This is a genomic window from Bacillus sp. FSL W8-0645 (assembly GCF_038007905.1).
GTDB lineage: Bacteria > Bacillota > Bacilli > Bacillales > Bacillaceae > Bacillus > Bacillus pumilus.
Genome location: NZ_JBBOYC010000001.1, coordinates 1,853,449 through 1,866,603 on the forward strand (window position 1 = coordinate 1,853,449; position 13,155 = coordinate 1,866,603).

Annotated in this window: 11 protein-coding genes and 1 pseudogene; 1 reads left to right on the forward strand and 11 read right to left on the reverse strand. The window is 42.2% G+C overall.

Annotation, left to right across the window (positions count from 1 at the left end; all coding sequences use genetic code 11):
- Position 1: 1 nt before the first annotated feature.
- Both NST39_RS09335 and NST39_RS09340 read right to left on the reverse strand, forming a co-directional pair.
- A complete protein-coding gene (locus NST39_RS09335; protein WP_341028060.1) occupies positions 2-412 on the reverse strand; it encodes a MerR family transcriptional regulator in 411 nt (136 codons plus the stop codon).
- A gap of 236 nt (positions 413-648) precedes the next feature.
- Positions 649-1,008 (reverse strand): annotated as a pseudogene (locus NST39_RS09340) (family 1 glycosylhydrolase); the annotation flags it as partial.
- Between the two features lie 156 nt (positions 1,009-1,164).
- On the opposite strand from NST39_RS09340, the gene NST39_RS09345 reads away from it, so the two are divergent.
- A complete protein-coding gene (locus NST39_RS09345; RefSeq protein WP_341028061.1) occupies positions 1,165-1,473 on the forward strand; it encodes a DUF4870 domain-containing protein in 309 nt (102 codons plus the stop codon).
- Positions 1,474-1,526: 53 nt separating this feature from the next.
- Here NST39_RS09345 and NST39_RS09350 read toward each other — a convergent pair whose 3' ends face one another.
- The 9 genes from NST39_RS09350 to NST39_RS09390 all read right to left on the reverse strand — a co-directional run bounded on the left by NST39_RS09350 (position 1,527) and on the right by NST39_RS09390 (position 13,071).
- On the reverse strand, positions 1,527-2,930 hold the full coding sequence (locus NST39_RS09350) for a HAMP domain-containing sensor histidine kinase (protein ID WP_341028063.1): 1,404 nt from the start codon (positions 2,928-2,930) through the stop codon (positions 1,527-1,529).
- Positions 2,931-2,932: 2 nt separating this feature from the next.
- Positions 2,933-3,640 (reverse strand): response regulator transcription factor, encoded by a 708-nt coding sequence (locus NST39_RS09355; RefSeq protein WP_341028066.1) that lies wholly within the window; start codon positions 3,638-3,640, stop codon positions 2,933-2,935.
- 130 nt (positions 3,641-3,770) lie between these two features.
- Positions 3,771-5,039: a glucuronoxylanase gene (locus NST39_RS09360; protein ID WP_341028068.1), complete on the reverse strand. Its 1,269-nt coding sequence runs from the start codon at positions 5,037-5,039 to the stop codon at positions 3,771-3,773.
- Between the two features lie 53 nt (positions 5,040-5,092).
- Positions 5,093-6,628: a glycoside hydrolase family 43 protein gene (locus NST39_RS09365; RefSeq protein WP_445662384.1), complete on the reverse strand. Its 1,536-nt coding sequence runs from the start codon at positions 6,626-6,628 to the stop codon at positions 5,093-5,095.
- 221 nt (positions 6,629-6,849) lie between these two features.
- On the reverse strand, positions 6,850-8,310 hold the full coding sequence (locus tag NST39_RS09370; RefSeq protein WP_341028069.1) for a CoA-acylating methylmalonate-semialdehyde dehydrogenase: 1,461 nt from the start codon (positions 8,308-8,310) through the stop codon (positions 6,850-6,852).
- 339 nt (positions 8,311-8,649) lie between these two features.
- A complete protein-coding gene (locus NST39_RS09375) occupies positions 8,650-9,990 on the reverse strand; it encodes an alpha-glucosidase/alpha-galactosidase (protein WP_341028070.1) in 1,341 nt (446 codons plus the stop codon).
- A gap of 31 nt (positions 9,991-10,021) precedes the next feature.
- On the reverse strand, positions 10,022-10,852 hold the full coding sequence (locus NST39_RS09380; protein WP_341028072.1) for a carbohydrate ABC transporter permease: 831 nt from the start codon (positions 10,850-10,852) through the stop codon (positions 10,022-10,024).
- Positions 10,852-11,784: a carbohydrate ABC transporter permease gene (locus NST39_RS09385; protein WP_341028073.1), complete on the reverse strand. Its 933-nt coding sequence runs from the start codon at positions 11,782-11,784 to the stop codon at positions 10,852-10,854. The genes NST39_RS09380 and NST39_RS09385 overlap by 1 nt, the downstream gene beginning before the upstream one ends.
- 30 nt (positions 11,785-11,814) lie before the next feature.
- Positions 11,815-13,071 (reverse strand): ABC transporter substrate-binding protein, encoded by a 1,257-nt coding sequence (locus tag NST39_RS09390; protein ID WP_341028074.1) that lies wholly within the window; start codon positions 13,069-13,071, stop codon positions 11,815-11,817.
- Positions 13,072-13,155 lie beyond the last annotated feature (84 nt).

The window sequence follows — 13,155 nt, forward strand, 5'->3', positions numbered from 1 at the left end:
CTCAATATGATGATTGATCATCCTCATTTGGTACACGAAATGATTCCAGATAGACTTGTACTTTTTTTTCGGGGGTCTTTAATAAGTTAGATAAAAGGTCTTGAATGAGACGAAGGCTTTTGATTTTTCTTTCAATTTCTTCATGTTTAAGATGGACAATTTTTCTTAACGTATCAAGTTCTATGTCTTGACTTAGCATGTCCATAATTTCAGCTATTTCCTTTAATGAATAACCCAGTGTTTTCGCATCTTTGATCAATTGAATCTTCACAACATAGTCTTCTGTATAGAATCTGTAACCGTTTGAACGACGTCTTGGAGTAGGTAATATGTTGTGCTCTTCATAGTAACGAATTGCGGCAGGACTTACTCCTGTTTTTTTGGCAAGTTCTCCTCTAGTCATCAACTCCATCGTTACTCCTTTGTCATTATTTTGTCTTACTATATGTACATTATAAAGGTTGAACTATACTTCAAGGTCAAGGTGAAACATTTATTGGCCAGCTTTTGCTTTCAGATGAGTTGAGCGAAGAGATCCATAGTGCTAGCTATGACATGATTAGATTTCTTTTCGTTAAACAAATAAAACACCAAGGCACCCGACAAATAAAGCCGGGCGCAATGATGTTTTTCATCAATCAATTTGAATTATGATAAATCTTCTCCATTTGTTGCAATCACATTTTTGTACCAGTAGAAGGAATCTTTTCGGTAACGATTTAATGTACCATTCCCTCTGTCGTCTTGATCCACATAGATCAAACCATAGCGCTTACTCATTTGAGAAGTTCCGCAGCTAATTAAGTCTATGCATCCCCAAGGCGTATACCCCATTAAGTCGACACCTTCTTTGACTGCTTCTTTCATCTGTTCAATATGTTTTTTCAAATAATCAATTCGATAATCATCGTGTATTTTTCCGTCTTGTGTCAATGTATCTCTTGCGCCATGTCCATTTTCACAAACAAACAAAGGTTTTTGGTATCTGTCATACAGCTTGATTAATGAATTAACTAGAATCATTTTACGGTTTAACATTTTTAAGGTTGCTGTAAGGTTCGGATTAATACAAGTTAAGGTTGAGGTTGTACAATGGGTTTGTAAGGAATTGAGGGATGAGTCAAATGGTCCCCTCTTCTAAATCAATCATAGAGGTGAAAAGGTTTGAGAGAAAATAAAATTTTGTCTTCATTATGTTACTTCAGTATCTTTTTTGCACCGTTTCTGTTTCCGATTATCGTCTATTTCTTAGGAAAGGACGAAGTGAAAGAGCATGCGAAAAAATCACTATGGACACATATTATTCCTTATTTGATTTTCGGTCTTGGTATTGCCGGTTCAGGTTTACTTGGCATGAACGATATCAGTCATGCTGGTCCGTTCTTAATTGCAACGTATGCTGTGACATTCCTTGTCGCGATCTACTTCTTCATTTGGAACATTGTGAAAGGCATTAAAGTGTTTTCAGAATAATAGATGAAAAAAACGGTTCTGTGATTGAGCAGAACCGTTTTTTGTATGTCCGTTCAAGCGGGTAATTGGATATCAATCGTTGTTCCTTCCCCTATCATACTTTGTATCGTAATATCTCCGCCGTGTTTTTGGATGATATCCTTTGCAATCGCCATTCCAAGACCAGAGCCTGCATGGGTCCCTCCTGTATTCGTCCCTCTATAGTAGCGGTCAAACACTTTTTCTAGCTCTGCCTCTTCAATTCCTTTGCCGTTGTCTTGAATTTTGATGTGGGTATGTTCTTTTTGTTCAAGCTGTACAATGATGTTCACATCAGCATCATTGTGAACAAGGGCATTTAAAATGAGATTGGTGACCGCTCTTCGTATGAGGATCGTATCAATATTCAGCATAAGCTTGTCTACATTCGTTTGCAGCTCAATGCTTTGATCTGCATATCTCGAATCGTTGAGGATATCAATTAACGTTTCTCGCAGCAACGGCACAATGTTCACCAGCTCTTTATGCAGCATCACATCGTTATTTTTCAGCCTTGTTGTTAAATTGAGATCCTCCATGACATCTTTAATGTACAGTGATTTATTCTCTATGATGCTGGCATAATGTTTGATGTCTTGATCTGAAAGAGGATAATTTGGATCTTTCATGATTTCTGCATAGCCTTGAATAGATGATAATGGTGTTTTAATATCATGAGAAATATGACTGATCCACTCTTCCCGCATTTGCTCTAATTTGTCTTTTTCTTTTTGGCTTGAAGCGAGCTGCTCTGATAAGTGATTAACATTATAGAAAACATCTTTATATATCCCCTTAGTTGGCAGCTTCGTCGAATAATCTCCATTTGCGAGCCGCTGGATGCCATGAATAGCACGGCCGAGCGGTTTGATGAGCTGCCGGCTGAATAAGTATCCAATGACTAAGGCAATGATGGCATCAATCGATAATAAAATCATCGTCCCGATATTGAATCTTGATATTAAGTCTTTCGTATCGAACGAAAATAAATATTTTCCGATGGAAGGGTCCTTAAATCCGATAAAGTAGCTGTATTCCTTACCCTTTCCTTTTTTTCCCCCGGCATAAATAGTCGATAGCAATTGCTTATCCTTATATTTATGTAAATTTACGATTTCTATAGGTGTGTATTTGCTCTTTAAGCCTTTAGGTGCTTGTGCATGATAAACATCTTGTCCATTTTCGTCTAATATTTGAATCCATGCATTTTGTTGTTTTAAAGCTTGCTGTCCTTCTTTGCTCACAGTGATATCTTGATTGGACAAGGTGATGTATTGTTCAAATGTTCTTGTGAAGGTTTCCGGCGTATTTTCTTCGTTTTGCTGGCTGCTTGCTTGTAGTACAAGCCAAATCATGAATCCAAATAAGTTAATAAAGACCGTGATAATGGTCACGATAATGACAGAGACCATATATCTGCCTGTTAATCGCCATTTCATCTTTACGCATCCTTTACAACAAATTTATAGCCAAGCCCTTTAACCGTCACGAGAAATTCTGGTGTAGATGGGGAATCTTCTATTTTCTCCCGAAGTCTTCGTATATGAACCATCACTGTATTATCAGAACCGAAGAAATCCTCTCCCCAAACCGTTTGATAAAGCGTTTCTTTACTGATCACGCGATTCGGATGCTGCAAGAAATAGGTCATCAACATAAGTTCTTTCGGAGTGAGCTCAATCGCCGCTCCGTTTTTTGTCAGTTCGGCTTGCTGCTCGTTTAACTCAAATGGCCCTTTTTTGATGACGGGATCAGCTTGAGAAGGCTGCAAGTATGATGACCGTCTTAGCTGAGCTTTTACCCGGTAGGCGACTTCTTTTGGACTGAACGGTTTTGTAATGTAATCATCGCCGCCAATGGCAAGTCCTACAATTTTGTCTGATTCCTCTCCCTTTGCTGATAAAAAGATAATCGGAACATGTGAGACGGTTCTGATTTGTTTGCAAATATCGTAGCCTTCACCGTCTGGCAGCATAATATCCAGTATGACGAGATCGGGTTGTTCTTGATGAAATTGCATGAGCCCATCACGGGCAGTTGAAGCTGTTATCACCCGGTCAATGCCTTCCCTTGTTAATACTGTATGGATTAATTCCAAGATTTCTTTTTCGTCATCTATAATCAATACTTTGCTTTGTAGCTTTGGCATTATGATCACTCTCCTGAAGTCATTGCTATTATTATACCCAAAGTGTAGACGTCGTGAAAAAACAACTTTCTATTTGCATAGAAAAAAGCCAATTTTCTTTTTTAATGAGAAAATTGGCTTTTGTGTTTTTTTAGCGTTTGACCACAAATGTTGTCACACTTTGAGCAGGGAGATGAGCCCAAAATTGATTTCCTGATATATTTAAATCAGTTCCAGGCTGAAGGTTACTGTTGCTACTCGTGATCCATCTTGACGCTTGCGAAGCAGTTCCATTTTGCATGACAAAGTGTTGATTGACTCCTGTATTGTTTTTGTTAATCGCGACAATGACGACCTGATTGTTTCCTTTATAGGCTGAGACGAAAACATTCGGTTCAGGGCTTTTCGTTGCATCAACTCTGACGAATCCTGGACGCACAAACTTGGAGAAATGCGCCATGTTGTATCCGCGCTTGCTAATCATTCCATCTTCTTTCATAGGACCGTATGATCTCCGGATGTACCACCATACATACGCCTGAAAGTCCCCTTCCACCATTGAATGGTGAATATGCTCTGATACCCCTAATGCCTCAGGCCAGCGGTCCGCTGAATTGTTATCACTATTCGGGTAGTAGACCTCTGTCATCCACAGCTCTTTTCCCCCTCCTTTTTGTTTGAAAAGAGGATACGGAAGCTGGCTGATTTGGGTTCCGTACAGATGGGCACCGAGAATGTCCATATTTCTAAGCGCCTGTGGATCGTTTAAGATAGGATCTGAGATATTTTTAAGGTATTGAAAGGATTCTGGTGCAATCACACGTGCATTAATGGAGCCGGCATTTTCTCTCATGAATCGCAGGATTTCCTGAGGTGTCCACCATGTCCATTCATGTGCATAATCAGGCTCGTTTTGTACAGAAATGGCATAGAGGTTGACGCCATTATTTTTCATGTATGTTACGAAATCATTCAAATGCTGAGCATATGCGGCGTATTGATTGTATCTCAACCGCTTTGCAGACGCACCATTACGATTGAAAGTCTCTACCATATGGCTTGGAGGATTCCAAGGCGAAGCAATCACGAAAGCACCGTGCTCTATCGCTCTTTTAGCGGTGGCGACTTCTCTGTGCCAATTATTTCTGTTCTCGTCTACATAAATCCGTAAAATGGAGAATCCTAACTGATTCTGCCCATTGCCAAAGGCGGTTTCCCTTTGAGGGCCGGTCAAATCACCAATCCAAGCCGGGTGGTTCATCCCGCCAAAGCCGCGGATCACTTGTCTTTCCGCGTTGAGATTAATATTCGCATCACTTGCCGCTGACACCTCAGTTACGCTGGGTCCTATGAACATGACAGACAACATAGTGAAGCAGACCAATAAAGTGCAAATTGGTTTTTTGATTATGGACATCAAATTTCCCCACTCTCCCATCAACCATTAATCGATGCCGTAGCATCAGATTTTGTTTACCTTTGAGTAAACTGCCAGGAATCAAATTGGAATAGATTGGCACCATTTCCTTTGAAGACAAAAAATACGTTGTGTACTCCCGTTGCCCCGTTTACAGCTGTTTCTATTTCTCGCCAGTTTCCGCCTGTGGAAGGGACATTGAGTGTTCCGGCAATTCTGCCGTCTGGACTGCCAAGACGTACTTCAATTTGTCCGCCTGAAGCGGCTGCTACATTGGCTTTAAAGGTTCTGGCACCTCTCGATCCGAAATCGACATTACTGACAGCCACCCAATCGCCGTTTTGAATGTTTGTGACATGCTGGTTATTGACTGGCCCATCAGGTGCTGAGGAGGCCTCTGTTAAAATGCGTCCATTCCAAGCGAATGTTTCAGCTTCTACCCGTTGATAAGGATTTAGGTTGGAAAGCTGTTTAACGCCTTCAAAATTGGCTGCGACCTCTCGAAGGGAGCCGTCAGCATTATGCACAAGTTTATTAATGTGGGGAGATCTGTAGCCTTTCCCTGCTCCATATAAGGCAGAACTCACCGTTTGCGTGTGATACACGACATACCACTCGTTTTTAAAATTGAACACAGCATGATGGTTGTTACCGCCGCCACCGAAAAATGCACCTGGATTTTTCAAGAAGTGTCCTTTATACGTAAAGGGACCCATAGGACTTGAGCTCGTCATATAACCGATCTCGCCTGGTGGTTTATCTGCTGGGTGGGAGCCGCCAAAATTGATGCAATAGGAATAGTAATAGGTACCGTTATACTTATGCATCCCTGAATCTTCGAACATAAAAGGAGCATCAATGGTTGATGCACTGCCGACCACACTTGTCATGTCAGGCCCTAGCTTCAGAACTCTTGCTGTTTTAGGGTTGGCCCATTGTCCCTGCGTTGGATTTGAACCGCCTGGAACGCCTCCGCCGGCATATAGATAACCGGTCCCGTCATCATCTACAAATACGGCTGGATCAAACAGCCATACAACACCGGACATCCCTGGTGTATTTGGCGTGACGAGCGCTTTTCCGATAGGATCTTTCCAAGGACCAATCGGGCTGTCCGCTGTCAAGACGCCAATCCCTCCGCCGCTGTTAGCAAAATAAAGGAAAAATTTATCCTTCCCATTGATCTTCTTCACCGCAGCGGCTGGAGCCCAAGAAGCGCCTGCCCATTTGGCAATCCCTTTTCCGCCATTGGCCCCATTTGCGCCAGCTACTGGAATCGCTCCGTGATCTGTCCAGTTCACCATATCCGCCGAAGAGATGACAAAGACCCTATTCAAATTTGCAAAAGAATTGTCCTTAATCGTTCCATTGCTGTGATATTCATAGTCATCACTCGACATATAAATGTACACCCTGCCGTTATAGGTGAGCGCAAACGGATCTGCTCCCAGGTGATGGTCTATGAGCGGATTTGCATTTCCTACTCGTTTTGCAATGGGGGTACTTGCTGCACTCGCATCATAAACGGGTATACAGCTTAGTACCAAAGCTAGAATCAAAAAACCTACACCGCACTTCATCCTCTTTCTCATCGTGTCATTTTCCTCCTGTTTTCATCTTCCTAATATTGGGGTTTACGCCCAATTTCAAATTATGTTGATAGACGCTGATGAAGAATGAATACAAAGGATGATTTCTTGAGGGATCGCTGCTAACACAACCATGTAAACCCTTACTTTTTGACTAGGAGACAACAAAAAAACGCAGTTCCCCTTTTGGAACTGCATTTTCTTAGCTTATTCATGACTGTAGATCACATATAACGAGCGGTCACCATTTTCTTTCTTGTGTAAAACTCCACTCCGTCTGTTCCATTGGCGTGCAAATCCCCGTAGAAAGAATCCTTCCAGCCGGAAAACGGGAAAAATGCCATTGGTGCGGGAACACCGATATTGACGCCGAGCATCCCTGCGTCGATGTTTTCGCGAAATTCTCTGATGCTTGATGCACTGTCTGTGTACAGGCAGGCACCGTTCGCAAATTTTGATTGATTGGACAGGTCGATTGCTTCTGTTAGTGAAGAGACACGAACAATTGATAAGACTGGGGCGAAAATCTCGTCCTGCCAAATTTTCATTTGATTTGTCACATGGTCAAAGATCGTTGGTCCAACGAAATACCCTTTTCCATTTGTTTCGTGATCTTTCCTACCATCTCGAATGAGACTTGCGCCTTCTTCAATCCCTGACTGAATGTATTGAAGCGTTCGCTCCTTATGGTCCTTTCGAATGACTGGACCAAGAAAGACCTCTTCATTTATTCCATTTCCAATGACGAGCTCGTTCGATTCATCAACTAATTTTTGAATGAGTTCATCTGCCACTTCTTCTTCCACTGCGACAACGGCCGCGGCCATGCAGCGCTCTCCTGCTGATCCAAAGGCAGCACCAATGATTTGTTTCGTTGCCGCATCTAAATCTGCATCTTTGAGGACAATGGAGTGATTTTTTGCACCTGCAAGTGCTTGGACACGTTTGCCATGCTCTGTGCCTTTTTTATAGACGTATTCTGCGACTGGCTGAGAGCCGACAAATGAAATGGCTTTGACCTTTTGGTGTTCAAGCAGACCGTTGACGACATCGTGAGCCCCATTGACAATGTTGAGAACACCTTTTGGAAGACCTGCTTCTTCAAATAGCTCGGCTAAACGTGCGGCAAGAATCGGCGTGCGCTCTGAAGGTTTTAAAACAAACGTATTTCCGCAGGCAATGGCAAGCGGAAACATCCAGCAAGGGACCATCATCGGAAAGTTAAATGGAGTAATCCCGCCGATGACGCCAATTGGATAGCGATACATGCCAGATTCGAGTCCAGATGCGATATCTGGTAATTGTTTTCCCATCATTAAGGTTGGTGCACCAGCGGCAAATTCGACACATTCAATCCCGCGCTGCACTTCTCCTTTTGCTTCTGTTATGCTTTTTCCATTTTCAATCGTGACGAGTTCAGCCAGCTCATCCCATTTTTCAACGAGTAACTGCTGGTATTTAAATAAAATGCGTGCACGGCGGGGAACGGGTGTTTTCGACCAAGTGGTAAATGCTTCTTGTGCTGCCAGTACCGCACGTTCGACATCTTTTTTTGTTGAAAGCGGCACTTCTGCGATGATCTCGCCAGTAGCTGGGTTATATACTGCCTCTGTTTGACTAGTTTCTGCCTCAATCCATTGTCCGCCAATATAATTTTTCAACATTTGTACATCTGTTTTGGTCATGTTCCCTCTCTCCTTTTTATGAAAAAATGTGTCATGCTTATAGCATGTGTTTGGTTGTCATTGTCTCACCTAACGGGCGTCCATCTGTATACACTCTTTGTCAAATATTATTGTCGTTTTGGTTTACGTTGTGATAAAAGCTTGCTCTAACGTGTGAAAGGTTGCCGCCCATCCATTTGTTTATGAGAAATAATTCCGGAATGTGATTCATTCATGGTGTATTTTTGATTAACTTTTGGTTAACTTTAGAAAAATCATAATATTAAAAACGCTTTCAGTCAATCCTCTTTTTTGCAGCATAAAAAAACCTGATGCGCGTTGCATCAGGTAGAGGCTGGTTTATTTCTGTAAGTTGGTTGATGCGGCATATTGATTCGGTTCTGCAAAATGTGGGAGCATTTCACCATGTGCTTCAATGAGTTCATCGCATAATTTGATGATGTCATCAATCGATAGTTCAGCACTTGTGTGTGGATCTAGTAATGCCGCTTGATAAATGTGTTCTTTTTTGCCGCTGATTGCTGCTTCGATTGTCATGAGCTGTGAACTGATATTGGTCCGATTGAGTCCAGCCAATTGTTCAGGGATCTCTCCGACATAGCATGGCATGATACCGCTTCGATCTGCAACACACGGCACTTCGACACACGCTTTTTCAGGCAGGTTGTGAATGAGGCCTCCTGTATTCAGCACATTCCCGGCAAATTTAAAGGGAACGTTCGTTTCGATCGCTTCAATGATACGAGAACCATATTCTTTTGAGCGAGTATGTGTGATCTGTGTATTGCCCACAAGGTCATGCTTCATGGTATTCCAGTTGTTGATTTGTTCCTCGCAGCGTCTCGGGTATTCATCGAGCGGAATGTTAAATTGACCGATCAGTTCTGGATAGCGTGATTTAATGAAATAAGGATGATATTCGGCATTATGTTCTGAGGATTCTGTGACATAGTAGCCGAATTTATCCATCAGCTCAAAACGTACCATATCATGATGCCGTGATTTCTGCTTTTCTTTCGCTCTTCTTTTGATGTCAGGGTACAAATCTTTTCCGTCCCGTTTCACTTCTAATAACCACGCCATGTGATTGATGCCAGCAATTTTTTCTTCAATGCCTTCATGATCCATTTCAAGTGATGCAAATAGATCCTTTGTACATACCTGCACACTATGACAAAGACCCACCGTTTGAACCGGTGTATAGCGCAGCATCGCACCTGTCAGTGTGGCCATTGGATTTGTGTAATTTAACAATAAAGCATTTGGGCAAACCTCTTCCATCTCCTTTGCAAAATCAAGCATCACAGGAAATGTTCGAAGGAAGCGGAAGATCCCGCCGATGCCAACCGTATCCGCAATCGTTTGTCTTAACCCATATTTTTTCGGAATCTCAAAATCAATCACCGTGCTTGGCCGGTAGCCTCCAACCTGGATGGCATTGATCACATATTTTGCATCCTTTAAGGCTTCTTTTCGGTTGTGATAGGACGTAATGGTCACATGTGCACCGTAGTTCTCTTTTAAATGGCGGAGCATCGTTTCGGATTCTTTCAGCCGGTTGTGGTCGATATCATATAAAGCGAATTCAAAACCGCTTAGTGCAGGGACGAACAAACAATCTCCTAATATATTTTTAGCAAACACGGTACTCCCTGCACCGATAAATGTAATTTTAGACATAGACGACTCTCCTTTTCGCATCCATATTGAACTACCCTTTGACAGAGCCTTGTGAAAGCCCTGCGATAAAATATTTTTGCAACAGTAAAAACATTGTCACCATCGGCAGCATTGCAATGAGCGCAGCAGCACCAACGAGTTGAAGCTGATGTTGATTTTGACCAAAAAAATGGGATAGGGCGACTGTGAGTGTATGCATCTCTTTATCTTGTAAAAAGAAGATGGCAAATTGATAGTCATTCCAAATATACACACAGGCAATGATTAAAACAGAAGCGGTAATGGGTTTCAGAAGCGGAAAAACGACGGTGAAAAAAACTCTAAGTGTCCCAGCTCCATCAATACGGGCTGCTTCTTCAAGCTCCTTTGGAATGGTTGACCGGATAAAGCCTGCGTATAAGAAAATCGTTAGCGGCAAAAAAGCAGCGACATTATTTAAAATAGCGATTTGATAGGTGTTCATCATCCCGATCTGAACGACCATTTTATAGAGCGGGACAAGGGCTGTGAGTGGTGGAATGACCATAATGGCGATGAATAAAACATAAACTGCTTTATTCAGTTTTGTGTTTCTTCTTGCGAGCGGATAGGCTGCAAGAGAGCCAAGAAAGATAAGGCATACAGCAGAGCTGAACGTAATGATCACGGTATTCAAAAAGGATTGGCCAAGCTGAGCCTCTGTCCATGCCGTGCGAAAGTTTTCAAGATGAAGCGCTTTTGGAAATAGCCATTTTGAACTGAAATCTCCTATCCCCTTTAATGATGTCGTTACCAAGATATAAAATGGAATGAGATGAAGCAATGTCACCAAAAGGGCGAGGAAGGTATACCATCTCTTCTTACGTTTAAAGGCATTTTCCATCACACTTCGGTCTCCTTTCGTTTGAAATACATCAACGCTGCGACACTAATGACAAGGATGATGACCGCCATGAAGACCCCTTGAGTTGCTGCATAGCCTGCATCCTGACGTTTGAAATACAGATCATACATAAAGGTCGACATCGATTGTGAGGAATCTCCCGGTCCGCCGCCAGTAAGCGCCACAATGACATCAAAGAGCTTGAGCCCGCCAATGACATTCAGCACAACATTAATGGTGATAGACGGTATAAGGAGCGGCAATGTGATTCGCCTGAATTGCTGGAGGCTGGATGCACCGTCTAATTGTGCCGCTTCATAATAATCCTTAGGAATACTTTGCAGTCCTGCTAAATAAATGATCATCGCAATCCCGACGAATTGATAGGTGTTGACGAGCACAATGATCCATGTGTTTAATTGGGGATTGCCAAGCGCATTCATTTGATCAAATCCAAAAAGCGTCACCACATCGTTTAAGGCACCGCCTTGGTAAGCAAACACGAAATACCAAATATAGCCCATCGCAATCGGACTAATCATGACAGGTAAATAGATGACTGTTCTTGTAATGGCTCTCATCTTTAAGCTTTGATTTAATAAAAGAGCATATCCAAGTCCGATGATATTTTGTAAGATTGTGCTACCGATTCCGTATAGAAGCGTATTTTTAACAACAAGCCATGTGGTTGGGTCCTGAAGCAGACGCTTATATTGATCAAGCCCAATCCATTCATAAGTTTGTGAGAACCCATTCCAATTCGTAAAAGATAGCTGAATTCCGTTCAAAAAAGGATAAATGATAAAGCTACTGACAATGAGAACAGCTGGCAAGTACATCCACCAAAGGGATGAATTTTGGCTTTTTTTCATTTTCTGCTTTGGTAAAGAGGTGAATGCGGCTGGCTGCTGTGCTTTTGTGATGTCATTCATTGGATTCACTCCTGTTTCAGCATGAGCCTGCTATTGTTTTTTCAGACGCTTATATTCCTCTTCCATCTTCTTCGATAATTGTTCTGGTGTGATGGAGCCTGCTAATAATTCTTGACCCGTTGTTGCCATGACAGCCCACATGCCGCTTGGTAAGTATTTTCGATCGAAATACGGTTCAATCTTCACCTCTTCGTATTGATCGTAAAACATAGAGTAATAGTTTTTCGCTTTAACTTGCTTTAAGGCTGCTTCAGAGGAGGTGCCTTCTGCGATTTTTTTCGCATTTTCAGGCTTTGCGAGAAAATCGATGAATTGTTTTGCTTCTTTTAGATGTTTGGAGTCCTTCCATGCAGCGACCGTAAACCGTTCTCCCCCAATCCAGCTTTGCTTATCTCCTTCATGAATGGAAGGAACAGGCATCGTGCCTACTTTGATCGATGGATTGAGTTCTGTCGCCTCAGGTCCTAAAGACCCTCCGACAAAGGTGAAAGCTATTTTGTTTTGTGCCATCAGTTCAGGTGCTTGAGATAGTTTTGCTGTGAGGACATCTTTGTTTAAAAGATCTTGATCCTTCAGATCCTTCATGAACTGTGCAAGCGGTGTATAGAGAGACCAATCAAATGATCCGTTTTCAAGATCTTTTCCGTATCGATGGTTTGGACTGGTGATTAATAAAGGTGTGGCGAGTTCATCAAAGACTTGGGCGATATTTGAGTTGTCTCCTCCTGGTATCCAGAGCGGCACAACCTCTCCTTTGCTCTTTTCCTTCACTGTCAGCAAAGCCGATTTGAATTCATCAAGTGTTCTAGGAACTTCAATGTCATAGTCCTTTAATAGATTGGCATTAAAGCTAAGCCCGTCTTTTGCTTGATTCAGCGGATACGCGTATACTTTTCCATCTTGGTCCTTTAAAATTTGATCGAGTGAAGGATCAAGCTGTTTCACCCAATCCATTTCTTTTAGATCAGCGACATACTCGCTGTAGCGCAGTTTGGCCCAGCCGTGTGTGTCAAACAGATCTGGCATATCATTTGCCCCCATTTTGACACGGATCGTATCTTCATAGCTGTTGCCTGGGAAGTTGGCATCGATTCGAAGATGTGGATGCTCTTTTTCAAACTTACGAATCACTTCTTCAAACGCTTTTCTTTCCCCGCTGTTGCTCATCGTCGAAAAGAGAGTTAGGGTGACCTTTCCGTTTGCTTCGGACGTTCCGCTATTGCTACAAGCAGACAAAAGAATGGTCAAGATAAAGGCCGCAGTGAGTAGCATGATTTTTTTATTCATGGTTTCCTCCTTTTAATCACTGAAAATTCAGACGATAATCGGTAGAATTCATGCAGTTGCGGAAACAAAAGAAGTCCATTATAC